This window comes from Candidatus Saccharimonadales bacterium, assembly GCA_035758565.1.
Lineage (GTDB): Bacteria > Patescibacteriota > Saccharimonadia > Saccharimonadales > UBA10212 > DASTXL01.
Map to the genome: position 1 here is coordinate 49,096 of DASTXL010000002.1, position 23,205 is coordinate 72,300.

The window sequence follows — 23,205 nt, forward strand, 5'->3', positions numbered from 1 at the left end:
CGAGCACTGGAGCGCACTGTATTTCAATACAGTGAGTGAGTAGTGGAGCGTCTGACGCCGCAGTACGCCACAAGTAAACGTCGGCTAAAAGATTGGCGGGAGACTGGTAACACTTTCTACCTTGTAGGTATTGGTTGTCGACGGATTAAAGAACGGCCCGCCCATTATCATGGCTGGGGAGTAATTTATAACCTCGCCGATGTTGCCGCTGCCCAAAGCTCCACCAAGGTTGTCTTCTCCTGTCGAGGCACCGGTCACGTCGCCATTTATACGGGTCAAAATAACCTGTTTGGCGATGAAGGCGCCGTTAACGGTTAGCTTGTTGGAGCAAGCCGTCAAAAAGGCTGGGTACGAATACAACACTTGATCGCTAGTTGCGCCGTGGCATGTCCAAATATTGCCGTCATCGGAGGCAAAGTTGCTGGTAGCCGGCTGGGAGATATAAACCCCGTCCAGCTCACTAACCGAAGGATCAATATAAATACTGCCTTTGGCAATCAGTGCAAACTTGGGAACATTATCAACTTTGTCGAGCGTGTATGTAATGTTGTGAGTAATGTATACCGGACCGTTCACGAATACCGTTACTTGAACCCCGGCTGCTATATTTACCGCACCGCCATCGTCCAAATGGTAAGGCGAACCGGTGGCACTGTAGCTACCAGTGGTCGGAGCCCCTGGTAGGCCGCCAGCACCAAGCGCTGTTGGGCTCTTTGGAATTTTCAGATCGTAATAATCTGGAATACAGCTAGATTGAGGCACGTTGCCTTCAAACCCACCACCCCAACTCGAACCGGAAGCCGTGTTAGCAAAAGTTGTGTAGCTGTGGCTAACCGAGCCGGCTTGCGCACCGCCGCTATAAAAACCAATGCTGGAGCCGGCATTGCCCTGCACCGGACCCAGAGCAATAGCTCCGTATTGGCTGGAGGCACCGCCGGCAGCCTTGCCGCCATTATCTTTAGCAAAAGCAAACACGCCGCCGTCGTTGGGATTGCTGGCTGTGGCGTACTGATAATTTGCGTTGCAGCTGTTGCCTTTTGTTGAGGTATTAAACGCTCCGCCAATAAATACATCGCTGCCAAAGGATTTGAAATAAGATTTTGTGACCGTATCGGCCGAAGCCGTGGCGCCAAACGACATAGTTGCGACCAGCAACAAACTAGCGAGGCCCGAGAGCAAAAGTCTATTTAATCCCACTATTTGGCGCTTGCTCATAATATACGTAAGCAGTATACCTCTAGGCCACTTCCGCTAGCAAATAATCCTTGTTGGCAAGTAATTCTTATGCTTAGAATTAGCTATGCCCCGGCGAAAAAAATTATCCGCTTCTGAAAAAGCTTTGAACTACTTAAAAGCTCACCGGCGGCTTAGTTTGACGCTGGTAATCGCTATTTTGATACTCTGTTATTTCCCGCTTCACGCCTACCGAATCTACGCCGATGAGCACAAGTTCTCTCAAAGCCGATCAGCAATTGATGATGCCTATTCTAAAATTTCTTCGAGCATCGGCGAGGCCGACGATATAAAACGCCAAAGCAGTTGCTTCAAAGATTCGGGCCTACTTAGAGACCATGTTACCTGCGCTGTAGAAACCGATTTTATTTACAGCAGCGCCAATCAGAATCAAGCCAATACTCTAATGGGCAAAATCCAGCAAGCCATAGCTGCCAGCCACCACTTTAAACCTAGCCATAAACTATCAAAGGCTTTAAGCAACGACCTTGTCTACGATACGTATTATCATGATGCCGAGGACACCTACCGCGGCCCGCATGGCATCGATTGCAGCGTAAAGTATTCGTTCGATACTCTCGATGAGGTTGATCTAACTTGGCGCGATCAATCACTCAAACCCTTTGAGATTTTCTTTAGCTGCTCTGGCGGCTCAGCCAAGACCGTTTACTAGCCTTTTAGCAAAATTATCAGCTCAAGCAGAATAACTACACAGACTATAACAACCGCTAGTTCTAGTAGCGTAAATCCATCTTGCGGGAGGGTCGGTTTCCTCATTTTCTCTGCCTTCTTATCTCAATAATAGCATTACCGATATGGCCTAATAACCATTAAGATTTTGTTATACTTATGCATAAGAGGATTATTGGCTAGAAATGGTAACAAAAAGCCTGGGTGGAATTATGCTTGCAAGCGAACGTACTTGGCTTAGGTCAAAGAAGTTTTGGCTGGCCATTTTAACGCTGTCGGCACTAGCTATCCCAGCCAGTGCCATGGCTATCACTACCATTTCGCAGGGCTTTACTACTACCGACAAGGTCGCTGTTGGCTCGATTGTCAGCATTAAGAACAACACTACCGATGAAGTCAAAGCCGCCAACACCGATAATGCTAGCGGCATTTATGGTGTGGTTATCAACCAAGACAACGCTCTGCTGGCTCTATCGAGCGAACAAGGCAGTCAAATCCAGGTGGCTACTAGCGGTGTGGTCCAGGTTTTAGTGTCAGACATTAATGGCAGTCTTAACACTGGTGATGAAGTAACTGCTTCGCCCATCAACGGTGTTGGCATGAAGGCTACCAGCAACTCCAAGGTTATCGGTATCGCTCAAGGGCCGTTGAACAGCTCCAACGCCAGCCCAGAAACATATACCGATAAATCCGGCAAACACAGCGTCCACGTCGGTTCGATACCGGTGTTGATTAATGTGTCTTATTACTATAAGCAGCCAGACAAAACTTTGATCCCGTCAGCGCTTCAAAACGTTGCCAATGCCTTTGCCGGCAAAAACGTTAGCGCCCTGCCGATCTTGATCAGTATGGGTATTTTTATTATCACTGTTGTTGTAGTTGCCAGCATCGTTTATTCGATGATTAAGAGCAGCATAATTTCGGTTGGCCGCAACCCCATGAGCCAGTCCGCCATTTACCGGGATCTGATTCAGATGTCGGCACTGGTGGTTGGCATTTTGGCTGTGGCCGTAGCGGCAATTTATATGGTGTTATCTAAGTTTTGATTATGAGTAGTCACGTAATGTTAGAAGCTTTTTTGGTGTTCGACATATTTTTGGCTGGCGCGGTGGCTGCCGAAGCCTTGCGTCATGCCCTGGCTCACTATCGGCCGCATAAGCATGATGCCGAACACGATTTGCCCCCAGGCGCCCACCTAACTCCAGCCATGCGCGAAAAGTTGCTTGAAGACGCCCAAGCCAACTTCGAGACTGTGATGCATTCGGCCGCCCGTGATTTGCAGAAAGACTTAGCCGCAACTGCCGAAGACATCAAGCAAGAAATCGCCAAACTTGGCGAGCAAGCCAAGAATGAAGAGTTGGAACACTACAAAGCCACAGTGGCTGAACTGCAAGCCCAAACCAAGAACGACATTGCCGGGACCGACAAAGAACTAGCTGCCCAGAAAGCTGAAATGAAGACCAAGTTAGCTGAAGAAATGGCCGCCGAAAAGAAACAATTGGTTGATCAAATGAATACTAAACTCGCTGATGCTATCGCTTCCTTCTTGACCGAAACCCTAGGCGCTGAAGTCGATCTTGGCGCCCAAAGCGCCTACCTAACAAAGATGCTTGACCAGCATAAAGATGAACTAGCCCAGGAGTTTGCCAGTGAGCAAAACGAACAATAAATTAGTTCTAGACGAAGCCATTAGTTCGGTTCAAGATCTTCGGGCCGCCATTATGGAATTGCGAGAATACGCCCGCTGGTTTGCCCATGACTCTATCAAAAAGCAGGTCAAGGCTAAGGGCGGCAAAAAGCCGGCTCCGACTCTCTCGACACCGGCAGACACAATTCTTCGCCAGTGGACGGGCGGCAAACCAACCGTTACCAGCCTAGACGAGTTAATCTCTACGTTAGAAAGCTATACCAACACCGCGCCGCAAATCAGCATCACGCTAGCTGCCCCGCCGCCGGCCAGCCTTAAAAAAACACTGGTTGCGTGGTGCCGCAAAAATCTTAGCCATAATGTGCTGGTGAACTTCCAGTTCAATTCTACGATTTTGGGAGGTATGGTTTTGCGTTCCGGCAGCCACGTTTACGACTGGTCGTTTAGAAAACAAATCTTAGCCGGCCGCAATAAATTCCCGGAGATCCTCCGCAATGCCTAAGCTGTTAGCTAAGGGAAAAGAGCAGCCCGAGCAAAAATCACACTTTTTGCCCGGCGCGATGAGGAAAACCGTAGGTTGTCCTCATAAGGCGAAACGCCAGTGGAGCCGCCATGTTTGATAATCCAAAATTCCAGAAATTAGTTGAGGCCGACAATCTAACCGGTGAAGTTGTAGCTACCAATAGTTTTATTGTCGAAGTCAAGGGTCTGGAGGGTGTACGACTGGGTGCCCAGGTCTTGTTCGAAGACGGCCAGCGCGGGCTGGTGCGCGAAGCTTACGGCGACCGCGTAATTTTATTTAACATTGACTCCGAGCGTATCGAACCCGGCACTCTGGCAGTGGTCGAAAACGATACATTAAGCGTACCAGTCGGCAAAAATCTGGTTGGACGGGTTATTAGCCCTTTGGGCGAAGCCCGCGACGGCAAGGGCGCCGTGGCCGCTACTAAAATGGCCGGTATTTTTAACCAAGCACCCGGCATTATGGACCGCAGCGTGCTCAACGAACAGCTGGTCAGCGGCGTCACGGCCGTCGACATGTTCTTCCCTGTTGTACTCGGCCAACGTATCGCTATCTTGGGCGACTCCAAAGCCGGTAAAAGTACTTTTTTGTCGCAGCTATCGGCCAACCAGGAAGGCACCAATCGCATAGTTATTTACGTTTTGATCGGCAAACGCAAAGTCGACGTGGAGCGCCTACTGTCCAACTTGCGCGAATCCGGTGCCATGAAGCACACCATCGTGGTGATGGCCGATATCTTCGATTCTTTGACTCAATCATACTTGGCGCCATACGCCGCCTGTGCCATGGCCGAAGAATTATGGTACGGCGGCGAAGACGTAATTGTTATTTACGATGACCTTTCCAGCCACGCCGAGGCCTACCGCCAGCTGTCTTTACTGCAAGAGGTCGACCCAGGTCGCGATTCTTTCCCGGGCGATATTTTTTATGCCCACTCATCTTTGCTGGAGCGCGCCGGCAAACTTTTAACCAACATGAAGACGCTAACCGCCCTGCCAGTGGTCATGACACCGAACGACGACATTACAGGCTATCTTTCTACCTCGATCATGTCTATTACGGATGGTCAGATTGTTTTCGATCTTGGCTTGTTCCGTGAAGGTATCCGCCCGGCCGTTAATGCCGGCCTGTCCGTTTCGCGCGTTGGTGGCCAAGCGCAAACTCACCGCCAAAAAGGCGTTACCAGCACCTTATTTCAAAAGCTTGCCAAATATACCCAGGCCGAGGAGTTCTCGCACTTCGGCTCCAGCCTAAGCAAAGACGCTACTATTGATTTGCGCCTCGGCAAGCAAATCTATAGTATTTTGCAGCAGCCACCTTCTGAATTACACTCGCTGGTTGATCAAGAATTAATGTTAGAAACGGTTCTTTTGGGAGGCGGACAGGTAGATATCAACACAGCTGGCTTAAAAGAGGCTGTCAAAAAAGTAACGCCTAAGCCCAAAGACGAAAAAGATTTTGACCGCATCGAAGCCGATTTGCTTAAGAAATTCACTGTTCAGCCGGCCGGCGCCGCGGCTCCAGCTACGCAAGCCCCGGGCCAACCGCCCGCCCCAGGTCAGCCTAGCGATAATAAAGACAACAAGATCGATGTAAAAACCGAAGACAAAGATAAAGACAATAAAAAAGAAGAATCTAAAGAGTCTGATAAGTCCAAAGCGCCCGAGCAAAAGACGGAAGAAAAACCAGAGCAGCCACCAGCCCCGCAACAGAAGCCAGAAGAAAATCAGGCCGAGGTGGCGCCAGCAGAGGCCGGAGCCGAAGCTAAACCGTCTGAGCCAGAAACCCAAGCGCCCATTCAAACCGAACCGAGATCCGATCAAAGCACCCAGCAGGGCTCAGAACCAAAGTCCGAGCCAAGCGCTGAGCAAAAAACAGAAGCAGCCGAGCCTAAGCCAGATGAGGCCGTATCGGAATCTAAACCAGAAGCAGCCCAGACGCTTTCGACTGAACCGCCTAAACCAGAGGAGACACCGCAGCCGAAACCTAAGCGTCCGCTAATCAAGGCTAGTGTCCGTCACCGCAAAAAGAAGATTCAATCAGAGCCACCCAAGAAATCCCGCATCAAACCGCACGCCCAACTAAAACGCAAGAAAGAGAAATCTCGTGCGCGTTAAATTAATAAGGGAAAAGAGTAGCACCGGTCCGGCAATTGCCGGATTTGGATTTATTCCAAAAGGTGCGTTGAGGAAAACCGGGGTCCCTGCAAAGTTTACTTTGTGGGGTGATGGTACCGTAGGTTGTCCTCAAAAGGCAGAGCGGAGCGGAACCGCATGAGACGCGCTAACCAAATCGAAAAAGACAGCGAGCAGATTGAAACCGTCGAAGACCTGACCGGTGTTTTTGAAAGTATTGCCTCGACCCAGGTTGCCAAAGTCAAAAACAAAGTTGAGCTTTCTAAGCAATTCTTTCAGTTGATCTGGGCTCGTTATACGGCTGTTCGTTTTGACCCATCAATGCGCATAACCAACCGCGATATTGGCACCACAGACAAAACCGCTTTTATTGTTATCTCTGGCGAAGCCGGTTTGTCAGGCGACATCGACCAACGCTTGATTGAATCAATGCTGCAAAGCTACGACGCTAAGACTTGCGATATCGTCGTGCTTGGCACCCACGGCGCCACTCAGCTAAAGCAGCGCGGCGTACCTTATATCAAATTTTTTAAGGTACCAGAAACCGATAAATATATTGATGTAAGCCCGGTGATCAACATCGTGCTGCCCTATTCGCGCATCATTGTTTATTACGAAGAATATGTAAGCTTGGGTGTCCAGGAAGTCAAAACCATCGATCTAATCTCCAGCATGCGCGATATGAGCGAGCAGGCCGACGAAGAGGTTATGACGCCCTTTGATACCATCTTCGAACCGTCGCTCGACGAAATTGCCGAGCAAATGGAAATGACTATGATGACTCTGGCGCTGTCTGAGGCTATTTTGGAATCCAGTCTGGCCCAAGCCGCCAGCCGCTTTAACGCCATGGCCGTTGCCAAAAAGCGCGCCCTTGAGCTGCTAATGCAATACCAGATGGAATTTCACCGGGCTAAACGCGGCGAAAGCGACCGCGCCCTGCGCGAAGTTATGGTAAGTTTAAAGAAGAAAAAGCATCGGGTGGACGCGAGATAAGATGGCAACAAAAGCAAAAACTAAACCAGCTGGCAAAAGGGCCGCGCCCAAAAAAATGACGGCCAAATCGGCTAGCAAGGCTAGAAAGGCAGCACCCAGCAAAGTTGCCGAACCGCAAGCCGGCGGTGCTTTTGTGGGCATCATCAAATCTTTGCGCGGTCTGATGGTTGAGGTTGAAATTTTGGGCGAGCGCCCAGAAGAAAAAGAGTTGCTCAACGTCGAGGGTCATCCGGAAGTATTTTTGGAAGTAAACTTCTTTAAGGCCGGCTCGGCCGTGTGCCTAAACTTGAGCAACTCGCAGGTCATGGCCTGCGGCCAAAAAATTACCCGCACCCGCAGCAAAGTTTCGGTGCCGGTTGGGCCAAAAAGCTTGGGCCGGGTCTTTAACGCGCTGGGCGAACCGCTTGATAAAGGCCAAGCCGTTACCGAAAACCGCCGGCCAATTTCTGAACCTACCGGCACCCGCAGCTATCGCAATAGCCAAAAGCTGGAGTTGCTTGAAACCGGGCTAAAAGTTATCGACTTTTTAACGCCGTTTGTTAAGGGGCGCAAAATTGGCATTGTGGGCGGTGCCGGTGTGGGCAAAACGGTGTTAACAACCGAGATGATCCATAACGTTAGCCGTAGTAGTAAAAGCCTAGCTATTTACTGCGGTGTTGGCGAGCGTATTCGCGAAGGCAACGAACTTTACGAAACTTTAAAAGACACCGATGTGCTCAAAAACACGGTGATGTTTTTTGGCCAGATGGACTCCACACCGACTATTCGCTCAATGGTGGCGCCGGCTGCCGCCACAGCCGCCGAGTACTTCCGCGACGAAGAAGGCAAAGATATCCTGTTCTTTGTTGACAATATTTACCGCCATATTCAGGCTCTAACCGAGCTATCTACCAACCTCGGTTTAATCCCATCCGAGGGTGGTTATTCGCCGCTAGTTTTTGCAGAGCTGCGTCGTTTGCAGGACCGCTTGAGCTCTACCGAACAAGGCACCATCACTAGCGTGCAGGCTGTTTTTATTCCGGCGGACGACCTTTCCGACCCAGCTGTGCAGGCAATCAGCCAGCAGCTCGACTCGGTGCTGGTGCTCGACCGCTCCATTGCCGAGCAAGGCATCCGCCCGGCCGTTAACTTGCTCAAGACTACTTCTTCCCTGCTGACGCCGGCCATTGTTGGCGAGCGCCATTACCAGCTGGCCGGCAAAGTTCAAGCCATCATGCAAAAGTATGACTCGCTCAAGAACATCATCGCCATCGTTGGCGAAAACGAACTTAGTCCAGTGGACCGCGCCGATTACCAAAACGCCAAAAAACTGATTGAATTCTTTAACCAAGACTTCTCGGTTGCCGAGAAGTTCAGCGGCCGTCCAGGCCAGTACTTTACACTCGAGCAAACTCTGGACGGTATTGAGGCTATTCTGCAAGGCAAAGAAGTTCCCGGCGCTAAACCGGCGGATGCTAAAGCAACAGATAAGCCAGCCGACGGAGCTCCGGCCGCACCAGCCCAGGGACAAACTCCGGCTCCGGCCGAGGGCCAAAAACCAGCCGAAGGCCAAAAACCAGCCGAAGGCCAAGCTAAGACACCGGACAATAAGACCGAAGAAGAGTCTAAAAAGAAGAAAGGGGCCTTAAGTGGGCTTACTAAAGCGTTCCACAGGCGGTGAGCTGCAGGTTGTTGCCCGGGCGCCCTTTAACGTTTATTACGAAGGTCCGGCCCAAACCCTGTCGGCAGCCAATAAAATTGGTCAGTTTGATGTGCTGCCCGGCCACGCCGATTTTTTCTCTGTTTTGAGTCCTGGAGAAGTCAGTATTAATACCGGCAGCGGCGAACCAGTCACCTTTCCTATAAATAATGGCATTATTACTGTCCGCGACGACAACGTGATGCTTTTTTGCAATATGTAGCATTAATGAGACACCCCTTCGGGGTTTCTCATCGGATCTGGCGGAGTTAATCCGCCTTCGCCTTCGGCGAACCGCCCCTTCTCTTCCCGAGAAAGGATCTCTCTTTTCCCCTACTGGTTGATCCAGGCTCGAGCCTCGATTATTCCTCATGGGTCCGGGCATCGGCTTTTTCTTAAGAGGGACAGAACGTACAAAAAGCCAGTGAACCTGCGAAACGGCGGGCGGACTTGGCTATAGTTTTGGCTTTACTCACTTTCAGAACGCCAAAATTCATCAGTTTCCTCGAGCCTGGGCGAACTTTGGCCTCTCTAAAACTTCGGCATCTTTCGTGCCCTGATTTGGCGTTGTGAGAATCAGGCGTCCTTGGGTGCGAGAGCTCTCAAACAAGCCTCCTCTTTTTCCTCCTGCTGACTGATTCAGGCTCGAAAAAACAGAGGGAGAAAGCGATTAAAAACAGGCAGAATCGAGGATTGTCTGAGCGACAGCGAGTTCCGCAGATTCACCAGTTTTTATGAGTGAGCGACCATCTTGTTTTTGAATGCCTGCCGGTTTTTGGGTTCCGTTTTTGGCAGTCAAAAATGGAACGAATGCTATTGTTCTACTACGTAATCAAAGCTACAGCTAATTCCTGCTGGAACTGAGCCCGCTATGGTAAAGCCGCTCGTTGTTCTGCTGGCTATATAAACGTTATTGCAAGAAGAGCTGCCAATCCCAGAGATCACCACGTGTGGAGTGCTATTATAATGAGTCCTGAAGCTTACGGTTCCCAGTGTGCCACTTGCCCCGCCGCCGCCAGCATTAACGTTAACGGTTCCCGCCGCATCGTTTCCGCCCACTGTGCCCGTACCGCCAGAACCCAGATTACCGGGACTGAAGCCGGGCGTGCTTCCACTTGTAAGCACGTGACCAGCCACAGTTATATTGCCCGTTTGAAACGAGCCTATAGCCAGCGTGCCGCCTACCGCCAAGTTGCCAGAAATATTCGCACTATTATTAACAGTTAGAAGCTGAGCAATAGTAGTGGCACCTTGCAGCTTGGTAGAGCCGGTAACCGTCAAACCATTGCGCAGAGCCAGGTTAGATAAGGTTCCATCGCCATTGACATTCAGGTCGCTTAACGATGTTTTGCCAGCCTCAAGCTGTGTCAGGCTGGCGTCAGCAGCTACGAATTTGCTGTTGAGCTTAAGCTGGCCGGCAATACTCACATCACCGCCCACCTGCAACTTGCCGTCGAATTTAGCATCCGGGTTAACGGTAAGCTCGATTCCAGAATCACCAATAGCCGTACGGTTAACACCCAGCTTGCTCAATGCATCCTGGTTAATTGTCACCTGGCCTTGGTTAGAAGCAGCTGCTTTGCCCTGGCTTTTTAGTACAAAGGCAATGATTCCGGCGTTGACGGCCAATATAGCTACAACCACAGCCAGTCCTATAAAGGTACCTTTGTGGCTCGGCCGGTAAGAACCGCGGCGATAAGTCTTAGCGCCAGACTTTGGCGCAGCTGCTGCTGTTGGCGCCTCCGCGCCCGCAGCGGCGTTTTCGTTCTGCGGCTTCAATTCTTCGGCTTGTGGCAAATTGGATGGTTCGTCGGCCATCTTTATATATAAACCCCCTGGCTTCTTTCCTTATTATAACGCTTAAGCTCTTGCCCGGCCAACGCCTAGGTGGTTGCAAATTTAGCTAATTTTTACCAGAATGAAGCTTATGGTGAACTCACTTCACACATCTTTCACGCTACAACCCAGTTTGGCGCCACCAGCCAGTAATTTTGTTCGTCAACGTGGTGGCAACCACGCTTCCTTACAAGAATCACTAGCTGGCACTCGCCAAATTGGCTTTCACTATGCGAAAGGTACGTGAAGTGAGTTCAAAGCTTTTGGGGAGGCTTGGTGGTTTCATAGTGGCTGCATTTGTGGTTGCTGGATTGTTCATGGGCGTGGCCCTGGCCGACGACACGCTGCAATCGCCGCATTATCAGCTAGAAGAAAGCATTGTTGGCAGCGGCGGTTTAATAAATTCTAGCTCGCCCAATTATCAATCCAACGAAGCTATTGGCGATACCGCCATTGGCAACTCCAGCTCGTCTAACTTTCAGATCAATGCCGGCAACAAAACCACGCCGGATCCCACCTTGGCTTTTGGCGTAACCAGCCCCAACGCTACTTTTGGCAACTTTGATGCCAACTCTACTTCCACCGCTACTGCCACCTTTACCGTTTCGGACTACACCAGCTTTGGCTATGCCGTTCAGATTGTTGGCAGTCCGCCTTCTTATAATGGCCACGCCATTGCCGCCATGGGCACCGACGCTCAAGGCGGACCGCAGTCTCCACAAACCGGTATTGAGCAGTTCGGCATTAACCTGGTAGCCAACACCAGCCCGGTGAGTTTTGGCGCCAACCCCGATAAAGGTCAATTCGGCGAAGGTGTGGCTGCCAGCAACTACAGCACTGCTAATAAATATAGGTATGTAGAGGGTGAAACTATTGCCACGGCTCCAAAAAGTTCGGGCGTAACTATATTTACCATTAGCTATGTGGTTAATGTGACTCACCTTACCCCTGCCGGCCAGTACACCAGCGCCCAATCAGTCATCTGTACCGGCACATTTTAATCTCACTCCTTTATATATAGATATAAAATTGTGGATAACTTCCTGTTCGCTTTTGTTGACTTGGTGATTTTGCTTATGCTAGACTCCAGTTAAAGCACGAAAATTAAAAGCTTAAAAAACAAAAAAGATGAAGATAAATAAAAACGTTTTACCAGCAATCCTTGGCTTAGTTTTAATGGCGGGAGCACTTTTGTCTGCCCTGCCTGCTCACTATGCTCTAGCCGATGGCGTACAAATTACTGACCGCAGCTTAACCTTAGAAAGCAGCGGAGATACAGGCGTATCAGACATTGACAGCAACGGGGTGCCAGACGGCGGCAACATGCCAGGCGCTACAGTAAAGCATTTATTCAAATTCACCGTAAATAGTGGCGCCAGCATCGGTTCAATGGTCTTCCAGTATTGCACCACCGCCGCTCCAGTAGCTGCCGGGGTGCATTGTGTCGCCCCAACTGGCATGAGTGTTAACGGCGTTACGTTGACAGGAGCTACGTCAGGCGGCAGCTCCGATAACACTTGGACTGGTATGCAAAAGACCACTGTCGATGATGCCAGCGACACTACTATTAATGAAGTGATCCTCGAAAAAACTTCTGCAGCTCCAATCGCCACCGGCACAGTTCTTACGTTTGAATTGAGCGGCGTTGTCAACCCCACTAGTGCTCAGACATTCTTCGTCCGGATTTCGACATTAGATGGAACTGATGGAACGGGTAATATTAAAGATAGTGGCACTGTAGCCGCCGCCACCTCCGAACAGGTAAACCTATCCGGAACGATGCCCGAATCCCTAGTGTTCTGCGCAGGCAGCACTATTGGTTTAACTAACGGCGTGCCTGACTGTACTACCGCTGGTACCGACACTATTAACTTCAACTCTCTGTTCTCGCCAACCGCAACATCCTTTGCCACCTCTCAGATGGCTGCCTCTACCAACGCTGGTCAAGGCTACGCCATCACCGTAAATGGCCCCACTATGACCTCTGGTTCTAACACTATAAACCCAATCAATACGGGTACTTCGCCTAACTCCGACCAAAGTAAGTTTGGCAACAGCCAGTTCGGCCTAAATCTCAAACAGAATACAGGTACCGAGTATACTAACGCTCCAAACATTTCGGCCAACGGCACCGAACCAGATAGCGCAGAGATTTCTCCAGCCTCTGGCAGTGGCAACTACCACGGCGAGGCCGCACCAGCTTCTGGCTACGATGTAGCCGGTTACTTCCGCTATAACGACGGTAGCGTAGTTGCCGATAGCGGTAGCGGCTACACCCTAAACGCCCCCGGCGGCACCGACGCCCAGATCTACACTGTCAGCTACATAGTCAACGTTCCTGGTAGCCAGCCCGCTGGTAGCTACACCACTACCCTGACCTACATCTGCACACCGACCTTCTAGTTCAACCCTGGTTCAAGTGTTCGAAAAAGTGAGAAAAATAAAAAGGGAGAAACAAAAGTAAGACAAATGCGTAGCACAACTTAGAAAATTATTTAAAATAATCCACAACCATTAGCTATTTTCTTTGACGCTGCTTTAGTGCTCATGCTAATATTTCTGCATGACCGTGAGTGGAAAGCGGATATTACCTGTTGTCTTAGGATTAGTTTTAACATCGACAATTCTGGGGTCAGCCCTGCCTAATAAAACGGCATCGGCTGCTCAAATAACTCCGCGAAAACTCATCCTAGAAGGTATTGGGGCCGTGGGCGGATCTACGCCAGGCGGCACCGTCAACCATCACTTTGTCTTTACGGCGCCGGGTAGCACTGCTATTCAATCGATTAAATTTACTTATTGTACCCAAGCGCGTGTTGCCCTTCCCTGTACTACACCTACAAACATGGATGCTACCAATGCCACCGTTGGCACATTAACGGGCACTACTGGCTGGACTAAGCAAGCATCGAGCGCAAATAGCTATACCTTAACTAACGCTGCCGCGGTAGATGTGAGCGCAGGCGCAGAAATTACTTTGGACGGCGTAAAAAACACTACTGATGCTAATACAGCCTTTTATGTAGATATAACCACTTATACATCCACCGACGCCACTACTGGCGCAACAGATGATGGTTGGGTAGCGGCCGCCACGGCTAATCAGATCCAATTATCTGGAACTATGCCCGAAAGCCTAGTTTTCTGTGCCGGCAGCACTATTGGTTTAGATACTAATAGCCTGCCCGATTGCACGCAGGCTAACAACGCTGTAGTTGACTTTAACCAGCTATTTTCTCCTAGTGATACATCCTTCGCCACTTCACAGTTAGCAGCTTCTACCAATGCCGGCAACGGCTACTCAATTACTGTGAACGGACCAACGCTCACTTCTGGCTCTAACACTATCTCGCCCATGGACGGCACAACCAATGGTCCAACCAGCGTAAAAGGTACTAGTCAATTTGGCTTAAACCTTGTAGTTAATGATAGCTCGCCTTATACTGGCGCACCGGTTATCACTGGTAGTGCCGATATCACCCCTGCCTCATCTACTTCTACCCTGCGCGGTGAACCAAAAACTGACTATGCATCAAATGGTAGCTTTAAGTACATAGACGGTGACGCCATAGCCGATAGCTCTCACGGTGGCGCCGGTGGTACCGACATGCAGATGTATACAGTTTCTTATATTGTTAACGTAGACGGCGCTCAACAGGCTGGTACGTATACCACCACCTTAAGCTACATCTGCACAGCTCAGTTCTAGCGCATGAAGAGACTCGCTTTAGCTGCTGCAAGCTTAATAGCCATAACAACCGTTTTAAGCAGCTCTACGCCCGCTATATTGGCTGCTGCTGCCACGTCTAATGCCGCTACGAGCGGCCAGGCCCTAGAAATCGCCCCGCCGGTCATTACCATGACTGTAAACCCCGGCCAGGTGGTTCATACGCAACTGCAGCTGCGCGATATAGCTAGCGGCGATTTGTATGTTACCGGCCAAACCAACGACTTTGTAGCCGCCGGCGAGGACGGTACGCCTAAAATCCTCTTAAACAACAATGAAAACGATCCCTATTCGCTAAAAGATTGGATTACCCCGCCAGCTGCCCTGACTTTGCAGCCTAAACAAATCAAGACTCTGCCAATTACCATCAACGTACCGGCTAATGCCTCGCCGGGCGGTCACTACGGTGTTATACGTTTCTCTGCGGTACCGCCAGAGCTAAAAGGTACCGGCGTTTCCCTGTCGGCCAGTTTAGGGTCTTTGGTATTACTAACCGTTAACGGAAATATTCAGCATAAACTAGCTATTCAACAGTTTTCTGTAAGCAAAAACGGCAAAGCCGGCCACTTATTCCAATCCACGCCACTTACCTTAACAGAAGTTATCAAAAACACCGGTAATGTACACGAGGAACCAACGGCTGTTATAACTGTTAAAGATTTCTTTGGCCGAACACTGGCTGGTGTTTCTGTTAACTATGCCAAACGTAACGTATTGCCGGGTAGCTCTCGTAAATTTGTCGAGCCATTAGATAAAACGGCTTATGGCTCTCATAGGTTCTTTGGCCGCTACACCGCTACCATGAAGCTGACCTACGCCAATAACCAAACCTTAACCTCATCGGTGTCATTCTGGGTTATTCCTTATAAGCTTATCTTCATAATAATTATTCTTTTGATCGCCGGCTTCTTCTTTGTGCGCTATCTGGTCCGCCGCCATGACGAAAAGGTTATGAGGCGCATGCATAAAATGCAGTCTCAGAAGTTTCAAAACAAAAAATAATAGCAAGTTTTAGCCCTATTTATCTTAAAGCATAAGTGTTATATAGTATTTTTAGGGTAACTATACCTAAACAAAAATTACTAAAAACAAAATGAACAACTGGCTGAAAATTAGTCATTGGCGCCACAGCGGTCGGCTCAGGGCCCATGAATTCACATCTTATCCTCCCCTGTTTTTGATGTTATTCGTGGTTGGTTTCGCCCTGACTGTGTGCACGGTTTCGGCCAAAACGCCTTATGACGGCCCGGAATCGGGCTACGTGGGTCTTTCTGGAACTATGCCCGGACCACCGCCCAAAGTAGCCGCCACTATCAAGTCGCCAAGCGGCCAGCAACATTTCAGCACCTCGCCGGTTACTGTCAGCGGTACCTGCCCAGAAAACACCGTAGTTCAAATCTACAAGAACGAGATCTTTGGCGGTTCGGCAACTTGTGGCAATGACGGCACTTACTCTCTAAAAGTTGACCTTATTTACGGCCAGAACACCTTGGTAGCCCGCGACTTTAACGCGTTGAACGAGGCCGGGCCGGACTCTAACAGCGTAATAGTTTTTAACGACGAGGCACCGGCCCAGAGCGCAGCCTTAGCTCCCTTAGACCTCGGCGGCGCCCAGCTACTCCTTAACTCCGATGCTGTTTACCGCGGAGTGTTCCCTAACCAGTCATTTAGCATACCGGTTGATATATTGGGCGGCAGCGCTCCTTATGCCGTTGATATTCAGTGGGGCGACTCAAGTAACAAGATAGTTCCTAGAAATGATAACCAGACTTTTAATGTCCAGCACACCTATTCCAAGCCTGGCAACTATCAAATATCCATGCAAGGCACTGACGGTCAGGGCCGCGTTGCTTTCTTGGCCGTAGCCGCCATCGTAAACGGCCAGCCACTAGTAAGCGCATCTACCGGCTCCGGCGGCTCTTCTGGCTCTTCTGCCAGCAAACTAACAGTTTTATGGCCGCTGTGGGCCAGCTCGGTCGCTATGGTGGTGACTTTCTGGCTGGGTGAGAGGCGTGAAAAAAAGGTTTTGGCTCACCGCGGATTTAATTTTCAGACTCATATTTAATTAAGCCGAGAATTGTCATTTTTACTCTAGTAAAATGCTTGTGCAAATCGCCTATTGAGATTATGCTTTAAGTAGGTAAAAAGCTTGTTTGGGGGCAGATACCTATCTCGTTTATTACTAACGAATGGGGCGTTAGGGATTAGGGGTTAGTCTTGTTGAGTTTCCGACGAAAGGTAGTTTCTTATACCCTGTTGGCAGGTCTCTTTGTTATTGCTCCGTTAATGATTTTTAGCCCGGCCGAAGCGGCTAGCGGCATCAACCAACAATTGAACTTTCAGGGCCGTTTGCTTAACTCGCAAGGGGCGGTCGTACCTGATGGTTATTACAATATGGAATTTAAGATCTACCAGGATGGCGATGGCCAAAGCGCCGGAGACACCACCGGATCCCCAACCGGAAGCTTAAAGTGGACCGAAGACTGGCTCAATACCGGCTCCACCCAAGGTGTTAAAGTCGTAAATGGCTATCTATCGGTCCAGCTAGGTTCCCGCACCGCTTTTGGTAGCAGCGTTAACTGGAACTCCGATACTTTGTGGCTGTCTATGCAGGTCGGCAACACCAGCAACTGTACAATCAGCACCGGTTTCCAAACGGATTGTGGCGGAGACGGCGAAATGACCCCCATGAAACGCCTGTCTTCTACCCCGTACGCCCTGGATGCCGGCATGTTAAACGGTTTAACAAGCGCCGCTTTTGTGCAGCTAGCCCAAGGTGTCCAGACAGATGCCACCAGCGCCAGCAGTATCTTTATCAACAAGACTGGCTCTAGCGGCAATATAGTCGAGCTGCAAAAAGGCGGTTCGGACGCCTTTGTAATCGGCAATACTGGTGACGTCAGCTTTGGCAATAGCGCTAACCACAGTATTTCGATTGCTACGGCAGCCGCCTCGAGCGGCGGCAAGGGCCTAACGGTAGCCGGCGGCGCGGCCGGCACCGGCACGGGTGCCCTAGCCGGTGGTGCCTTAACGCTTAACGGTGGAGCTGGTGGCGGTTCTGGTGGCGCTGGTGGCAACGTTAATATTGACGGCGGCCTGGCCAACGGCGCTGGCTTCAATGGCACTATAAATATTGCTACCAATAATGTTGGCACTGTAAATATTGGCAAGGCTGCCTCGGCCAGCAATATCACCGTTCAGGGCGGCAACGGCTCAACCGCCGTAAGTATCCAGACATTAGCCGCCGGCACTATAGGTGTCGGCTCAAATAACATTGCTAACACCATCCAGATTGGCAGCACTTCGCTGTCTTCGGGCACGCAGACAGTTAACGTGGGCAACAATAACACCTCTGGCGGCACAACCAATGTTACGATCGGGGCCGGCGGTTCAGCGGCCGGCGGTACAACAGCCATTCAATCTAAAGGCAACACCACGATAGCTACAAACGGTACCTTACGGGCAACTTTTGATAACTTAAATAATCTTTATCTGGGCAACGGTACGAGTAATAGCGCCCCGAGTAACTTCGCTATTACCGGAACGGCTAGCAGCACATCTGGTACGGCCGGGGGCACTCTAACTGTAAAAGGTGGTGACTCCTCCACCGGTAATACTAATGGCGGCAATTTGATCTTGACTGCTGGCGCTGGGGCTGGGACTGGAACAAGCGGCAGTGTAATTGTTAAGCCCAACGGCTCAGACAGCACCACGGCCTTTCAAGTACAAAAGTCAGACGGCGTAACCGCAATGCTAACTGTCGATACCAAAAACGGTCTGATTGGCTTAGGCGCCGCACCGACAGCAGGCGGTGCTTTAGTTCAAGTCAGCACTACCTTAAGTGCCGGCACCTCCTTAACGGCCCCTAGCGTGATAGCTACAACCGGAGTTTACACTGGGGCCAGTGGCGGTACTGAGCGCATCGACGGTAGCGGCAACCTAGTTAACATTGGTAATATAACCGGCTCGGCCGCTGTGGCCTTTCAAGGTGGTGCTGGTACTAGTGGCTTAACCGGCGGTAGTGGCGGTGGTGTCAGCATCACAGCTGGTGCTGGCGGTAACGGCACCGCAACCAATGGTAACGGCGGCGACGTTACTATATCTTCCGGTGCAGCCGGAACCGGAATAGGCACGGCTGGCACAGTTGGTTCGGTAATCGTAAAGAACCCAGCCAACTCTACCACAGCTTTTCAAGTGCAAAACTCTACTAACAGCAAGGCTGTTTTGGCTGTGGATACTACCAATAATCAAATTGTGCTGGGCTCTCCCGGAGCGGGCGGCCTGAGCGGACAAATCAAGCTCTACTTTGCTGGCAGCACCGGTAGTATTACTTTGATACCACAAGATCCTGGATCTAATAACTACAACCTGACTATTCCTTCCGGTGGCGGCACCATTTGTACCACGGCCAACGGTTTATGTTCCGGTGGTGGCACGGGTAGCGGCGGTTTGGCCAAAAACGCTGTTGATAGCTCTAGCGCCGATGCTGGTACCGGCTACCTATATACCTTCACTAACTCTGGTAATGCCGGTAGTGGTGGCGTTTTGAGCCTAGATAACGGCAATAACACCGGGCCGGTTGCTTATCTTAAGGGCACCTCTGCTAAAGCCCTTCAGGTGCAAACTTCGGCTGGTTACAACGCCTTAGTACTCGACACTTCGACTACTCCTGCCCACCTTAAAGTTTATGACGGCACTGCCACAGGTGCTTATGCTGATATTTCTTACAATGACGGCACCAGTTCGGCTATTTTTACAGCCTCTGCCGGCACTGCTCAGTTCGGCGGCGGCAGCGTACCTACCTTATTAACGGCCGGCTCCGGACAAGCCGTAACCATAACTGGCCATACCAGCTCTAGCTGGACTCTTGATAACGGCGATTTGACGCTCGATGTGACTGGTGCGAGCGCCAATTTAAATATTGGCACCGGCGCACTAGCTAAAACAGTTAATATAGGCAATCAAACGGGCGCTACGGCCGTTAATATCAAGGCTGGTAGCGGCAATATTAATTTTATCCCTGTTGGCACCGGTAACACAGGCGTGGTTATTAAGCCAACCAATGCCAGTACTCTGGCATTTCAGGTCCAAAACTCTAGCAGCAGCAAGTCCGTAATGTCTGTTGATAACAGCAATAACCAAGTAGTAGTTGGTGATGGTAGCGCCTCTGGCATTACTGGCAAATTAGCCTTTAGCTACACCGGAGCCAGTGGCAAAATTATTCTGACTCCTAGTGGCAGCCCCGGCTCGAGTACCTTTACCCTGCAATTACCGTCAGAGAACGGCACGCTTTGTACGACGGCCGGCTCGGCCGCTTGTTTGGCGGTTTATGGTGGTGGTACGGCTGGTAACTTTATAGCTAAAGACGCCGTTGACACCTCTAGTGCCGACTCCGGTGCCGGTGCCCTGCTAACCCTAACCAACTCCGGCAGCGCCGGTTCAGGCAATGTGCTTAAACTTAATAACAATAACAATACTGGCTCTACTTTAGACGCCACTACAACCGGCAATCCAGGTGCGGGCAAGGCTGTGATTTACGCCGAGAATAAAAACGCTGCCCCAACCGGCAACCTAATTGATCTTGAATCAGGCACTGTGCCCACTAGCATGTTTAGCGTTGACGCAGCCGGCAATGTTAACAATGCCGGCACACTAACCAGCGCCGGCGATATAACCAGCTCAACCGGAATAATTAACAGCGATACCTTAAGCGGCAATGCCCTCACCTTTGGTGGCGCCAGTGCTGCGCTGATCCAGTCCGCCGCTTCGCAGGCATTAAATATCACTGGTCATACCGACTCCACTTGGTCACTTGATGCCGGCAATTTAACTTTGCAAACTTCGGCCGCTAATTCAACCCTAACCCTAGACGCTGGCTCTAGTGCTAATGGCACTATAAATATCGGCAATGGTGGTGCCTCTTCTATTAGCGTAGAGGCGGCCAATATTTCTTTGGGCAACAATGCGGCCTCTACTGTTCAGATCGGCTCTGCCAGTTTATCCAGTGGCACCCAAAATATTTATATAGGCAATAACACTTCTTCTGGCGGCACAACCAACATTGTAATCGGTGACGGCGGTTCGGCGTCTGGCGGTTCAATCACCGTAAGATCTAGCGGCACCGCAGTTTTGTCGGGATCAACCACCAGTGTATCGGCTACCGGCACCGCTAGCTTATCTGGTGGCACCACTAATATTAGCTCTACTGGCACAACCACTGTTTCGGGCGCTACAACCAACGTTTCTTCAACTGGGACTACCAACATTAGCTCGACCGGCAACACAACTATTGCCACGAACAGCACCACCCGAGCTACCTTTGACACATCTAACCATTTATACCTCGGGAATGGTACGTCGGCAGCCTCGCCCAACAACTTCACTATCTTAGGAACGAACAGCAGCGCAACTGGCGTGGCTGGCGCAACTGTTTATTTGCAGGGTGGCAACGCTACAGTTGGCAGCGCCAACGGCGGCAATGTAAGTATTAGCGGAGGCAGCGGTACAGGTACCGGCGTAGCTGGCTTGGTCTTGATATCAACTCCGACTTTCTCTACCACCACTAACGATCCGAACTGTTATACCGGCGGAAGTTTGGTATCAACCAGCTGTACCATTGCCCAAGCGTCCGTTGACGACTCTGCCGGAATAATTGTCGGCTTCTTTAATGTTGGCCAGATCGCCACTTTGCCCAGTCCAACAATTAACATACCGGGGCGAGTTGTTTACGTAACTGCCGCCAATGGTTCGTCTGACTTCACGCTGGAAGTTAATGGTGGTGGCACCGGAAACGACATAGCTATGCGCCAAAACACCACAGCCACCATGGTCTGGAGCGGCTCCAAATGGACGGCTGCCGGCGCCTCTAGTTCCACTACCCTGCAGGCAGCCTACGACAATACCCTGCAGAGCGCCGGTGGTGCCGAACTTGTAGTTAGCCATACCTCGGCAACCAACGGCTTAACCATTCGTGATAGTTCAATTAACCCAGTTAACGGTACTTTGTTAAGCGTTCAGACTTCTTCAGCCGCTACGCTTATTTCCGTCAATGGCAATGTTACGGAATACGCCAGCGATGCTGGCGCTGAAACGGCCGGCAATACTACGAACACCTTCCCGGCCGGCACTTGGTCGACCGTTGGCTCCAGTTCGGTTAGTCGCTATACAACTGTTGGCAATTACGTTGATACTGGTCAGGCTTCGGTTTCTGTCGGCACTACTACGGCTGCTAACGATGGAGTTAAAAACACTCTCGACACCGCGCTCACCGCCAACATGAACTACAACGTCTCGTTTGCCGTCCGCTTGCTTTCCGGCACCTTTACCGATTTGAATGTCTATTACTCTAGTGATGGTACCACCGCTTCTGTTGTCTGTACTACCGGCAAAGCCGCTACCATAAGTATTTGGACTAAGATTAACTGTACTTTTGCGGCGCCGGCGAGTGGAATCACATCGAGTAATGCCATTTTGATCAGGCAGGCATCAAGCGGCACAGCCCGCAGCTTCTATATCGACAATCTGTCGGTAACCATCGCCGCCGACTTTAACTACGCTACTGATGGAGGCGTTGACGATAACGCGAACTTTTCTACTAATTGGACCAGTGTAGCTAGCGCTACTGTCAGCCGCAATACTGGCGTTGGTAATGACGCCAGCGATAGTGCGGAGGTAGATGCCACTACAACTGGTCAGGGTGTGCGCAACGAACTATCTATCAACCCATTGCCAAACACTCTGTATCGAATAACCGTGTACGTTTCGAGTACTGCCTCCGGTTTTAATAGTTTTACCGTTCGCTATTCGCCAAATGGCGGCACCAACTTTGTTAACTGCGCCGACTATAATACTCAATCTATTTCGGATACGGCTAACGCGTTTACCAAAGTAACCTGCTATATAAATACCAGCGGCACAGCCGTTACCGATCCGGATGTCTACTTTACCCAGTCCGATACAGCTACCCGCACCTTCTACGTAGACACCTTTTCGATGACGTTGTCTACCGACAGTACGCCGAACGTTCAAATCGGTGGCGGCAACGACGGCGGCCCAGTCACCCTTCTAACTCTCGACCGAGCCGCTTCTGCGCCAATTGCCTCTAACAACGACGCCTTCTTGGGCTCGATGTACTACGATACTACGCTCGGCAAACTGCAGTGCTATGAAGCCGATGGTTGGGGCGCTTGTGGTTCCAGCCCCGATAATATCGTGACCATCTCGCCGGAATACACCAATGCCGTTATGCACGGAACCGGTATTGGTACTATGACTTCTGATATTTGTTCGGATACTTTGCACGTCAATGACGGCACTTCTGGCCAACCAACTATCTGCGGCACCAACGAAACTTACAACTTCTACAAGTGGACCTCGCCGCAAGCCAGTGCTCAAACCTACAGTATTTACGTTACCTATCAGCTGCCAGACACCTTTAAGACCTTTGCTTCTGGCCAGACCTCGATTATGGGCCGCACCGATAGTAGCAATGCCACTGTTCAGTACAGTGTTTACAAAGAGGATTCAACCACTGGTCTCTCGCAGTGTGGTCCTACTGTATCGGTCTCTACCGGGTCGGTATCTTCGTGGAAAGTAGGCGTAGCCAGCGGTGCCGCTGACCCATCGACCTGTGGATTTGCCCCGAGCGACAGCATTGTATTTAAGATCGATGTAGTAGCCAGTCAAAACGCCGATGCTTACGTGGGCAACCTCAACTTCACCTTCAGCAACAAGTAGTGTTTT

General features: G+C 50.5%; 18 protein-coding genes. 15 read left to right on the forward strand and 3 right to left on the reverse strand.

All coding sequences use genetic code 11. The annotated features are described in order from the left end of the window. Window positions 1-84: 84 nt before the first annotated feature. The gene (locus VFT49_02815) at window positions 85-1,215 is read right to left on the reverse strand and encodes a hypothetical protein (GenBank protein HEU5004989.1); all 1,131 of its coding nucleotides are present in this window, start codon (window positions 1,213-1,215) and stop codon (window positions 85-87) included. Between the two features lie 85 nt (window positions 1,216-1,300). Between VFT49_02815 and VFT49_02820 the strand changes: the two genes are divergently transcribed. Continuing rightward, window positions 1,301-1,906, forward strand: a complete 606-nt coding sequence (locus tag VFT49_02820) for a hypothetical protein (GenBank protein ID HEU5004990.1) — start codon at window positions 1,301-1,303, stop codon at window positions 1,904-1,906. On the opposite strand, the gene VFT49_02825 is transcribed toward VFT49_02820, so the two are convergent. Next, window positions 1,903-2,010, reverse strand: a complete 108-nt coding sequence (locus VFT49_02825) for a prepilin-type N-terminal cleavage/methylation domain-containing protein (GenBank protein HEU5004991.1) — start codon at window positions 2,008-2,010, stop codon at window positions 1,903-1,905. The two genes, VFT49_02820 and VFT49_02825, sit on opposite strands and share 4 nt — an antisense overlap. Window positions 2,011-2,108: 98 nt before the next feature. Here VFT49_02825 and VFT49_02830 point away from each other — a divergent pair, with 98 nt between their 5' ends. From VFT49_02830 to VFT49_02860, 7 genes are all read left to right on the forward strand, one after another. Continuing rightward, entirely contained in the window at window positions 2,109-2,969 is an 861-nt protein-coding gene (locus VFT49_02830; GenBank protein ID HEU5004992.1) for a hypothetical protein, read from the forward strand. A 2-nt stretch (window positions 2,970-2,971) separates the two neighbouring features. Beyond that, window positions 2,972-3,592, forward strand: a complete 621-nt coding sequence (locus VFT49_02835; GenBank protein HEU5004993.1) for a hypothetical protein — start codon at window positions 2,972-2,974, stop codon at window positions 3,590-3,592. After that, on the forward strand, window positions 3,573-4,073 hold the full coding sequence (locus VFT49_02840) for a F0F1 ATP synthase subunit delta (protein HEU5004994.1): 501 nt from the start codon (window positions 3,573-3,575) through the stop codon (window positions 4,071-4,073). Before VFT49_02835 ends, VFT49_02840 begins: the two co-directional genes overlap by 20 nt. A gap of 110 nt (window positions 4,074-4,183) precedes the next feature. Next, window positions 4,184-6,211: a sodium-transporting two-sector ATPase gene (locus VFT49_02845; protein ID HEU5004995.1), complete on the forward strand. Its 2,028-nt coding sequence runs from the start codon at window positions 4,184-4,186 to the stop codon at window positions 6,209-6,211. 156 nt (window positions 6,212-6,367) lie between these two features. Beyond that, window positions 6,368-7,222, forward strand: a complete 855-nt coding sequence (locus VFT49_02850) for a F0F1 ATP synthase subunit gamma (GenBank protein ID HEU5004996.1) — start codon at window positions 6,368-6,370, stop codon at window positions 7,220-7,222. A gap of 1 nt (window position 7,223) precedes the next feature. Then, complete coding sequence (locus tag VFT49_02855) at window positions 7,224-8,882, forward strand: F0F1 ATP synthase subunit beta (protein ID HEU5004997.1); 1,659 nt, start codon at window positions 7,224-7,226, stop codon at window positions 8,880-8,882. After that, window positions 8,851-9,123 (forward strand): hypothetical protein, encoded by a 273-nt coding sequence (locus VFT49_02860; GenBank protein HEU5004998.1) that lies wholly within the window; start codon window positions 8,851-8,853, stop codon window positions 9,121-9,123. The genes VFT49_02855 and VFT49_02860 overlap by 32 nt, the downstream gene beginning before the upstream one ends. Before the next feature lie 590 nt (window positions 9,124-9,713). Here the strand turns inward: VFT49_02860 and VFT49_02865 are convergent. Next, entirely contained in the window at window positions 9,714-10,718 is a 1,005-nt protein-coding gene (locus VFT49_02865; protein HEU5004999.1) for a hypothetical protein, read from the reverse strand. 109 nt (window positions 10,719-10,827) lie between these two features. Here VFT49_02865 and VFT49_02870 point away from each other — a divergent pair, with 109 nt between their 5' ends. The 7 genes from VFT49_02870 (at window position 10,828) to VFT49_02900 (ending at window position 23,199) form a co-directional block, all read left to right on the forward strand. Next, entirely contained in the window at window positions 10,828-10,983 is a 156-nt protein-coding gene (locus VFT49_02870) for a hypothetical protein (GenBank protein ID HEU5005000.1), read from the forward strand. A gap of 1 nt (window position 10,984) precedes the next feature. Then, window positions 10,985-11,737, forward strand: a complete 753-nt coding sequence (locus tag VFT49_02875; GenBank protein ID HEU5005001.1) for a hypothetical protein — start codon at window positions 10,985-10,987, stop codon at window positions 11,735-11,737. A gap of 127 nt (window positions 11,738-11,864) precedes the next feature. After that, window positions 11,865-13,139, forward strand: coding sequence for a hypothetical protein (locus tag VFT49_02880; protein HEU5005002.1), 1,275 nt, complete (start codon window positions 11,865-11,867; stop codon window positions 13,137-13,139). A gap of 160 nt (window positions 13,140-13,299) precedes the next feature. Further along, entirely contained in the window at window positions 13,300-14,445 is a 1,146-nt protein-coding gene (locus tag VFT49_02885) for a hypothetical protein (protein ID HEU5005003.1), read from the forward strand. A gap of 3 nt (window positions 14,446-14,448) precedes the next feature. Further along, on the forward strand, window positions 14,449-15,465 hold the full coding sequence (locus tag VFT49_02890) for a hypothetical protein (GenBank protein ID HEU5005004.1): 1,017 nt from the start codon (window positions 14,449-14,451) through the stop codon (window positions 15,463-15,465). A 91-nt stretch (window positions 15,466-15,556) separates the two neighbouring features. Then, window positions 15,557-16,528, forward strand: coding sequence for a hypothetical protein (locus VFT49_02895; protein HEU5005005.1), 972 nt, complete (start codon window positions 15,557-15,559; stop codon window positions 16,526-16,528). Between the two features lie 221 nt (window positions 16,529-16,749). Further along, the gene (locus VFT49_02900; protein HEU5005006.1) at window positions 16,750-23,199 is read left to right on the forward strand and encodes a carbohydrate binding domain-containing protein; all 6,450 of its coding nucleotides are present in this window, start codon (window positions 16,750-16,752) and stop codon (window positions 23,197-23,199) included. Window positions 23,200-23,205: the final 6 nt, after the last annotated feature.

Coding starts and splice junctions, on each gene's coding strand:
- VFT49_02815 (HEU5004989.1), bottom strand. CDS start 1,215: ATGAGCAAGCGCCAAATAGTGGGATTAAATAGACTTTTGCTCTCGGGC.
- VFT49_02820 (HEU5004990.1), top strand. CDS start 1,301: ATGCCCCGGCGAAAAAAATTATCCGCTTCTGAAAAAGCTTTGAACTAC.
- VFT49_02825 (HEU5004991.1), bottom strand. CDS start 2,010: ATGAGGAAACCGACCCTCCCGCAAGATGGATTTACGCTACTAGAACTA.
- VFT49_02830 (HEU5004992.1), top strand. CDS start 2,109: ATGGTAACAAAAAGCCTGGGTGGAATTATGCTTGCAAGCGAACGTACT.
- VFT49_02835 (HEU5004993.1), top strand. CDS start 2,972: ATGAGTAGTCACGTAATGTTAGAAGCTTTTTTGGTGTTCGACATATTT.
- VFT49_02845 (HEU5004995.1), top strand. CDS start 4,184: ATGTTTGATAATCCAAAATTCCAGAAATTAGTTGAGGCCGACAATCTA.
- VFT49_02850 (HEU5004996.1), top strand. CDS start 6,368: ATGAGACGCGCTAACCAAATCGAAAAAGACAGCGAGCAGATTGAAACC.
- VFT49_02855 (HEU5004997.1), top strand. CDS start 7,224: ATGGCAACAAAAGCAAAAACTAAACCAGCTGGCAAAAGGGCCGCGCCC.
- VFT49_02865 (HEU5004999.1), bottom strand. CDS start 10,718: ATGGCCGACGAACCATCCAATTTGCCACAAGCCGAAGAATTGAAGCCG.
- VFT49_02870 (HEU5005000.1), top strand. CDS start 10,828: ATGGTGAACTCACTTCACACATCTTTCACGCTACAACCCAGTTTGGCG.
- VFT49_02880 (HEU5005002.1), top strand. CDS start 11,865: ATGAAGATAAATAAAAACGTTTTACCAGCAATCCTTGGCTTAGTTTTA.
- VFT49_02885 (HEU5005003.1), top strand. CDS start 13,300: ATGACCGTGAGTGGAAAGCGGATATTACCTGTTGTCTTAGGATTAGTT.
- VFT49_02890 (HEU5005004.1), top strand. CDS start 14,449: ATGAAGAGACTCGCTTTAGCTGCTGCAAGCTTAATAGCCATAACAACC.
- VFT49_02895 (HEU5005005.1), top strand. CDS start 15,557: ATGAACAACTGGCTGAAAATTAGTCATTGGCGCCACAGCGGTCGGCTC.
- VFT49_02900 (HEU5005006.1), top strand. CDS start 16,750: ATGATTTTTAGCCCGGCCGAAGCGGCTAGCGGCATCAACCAACAATTG.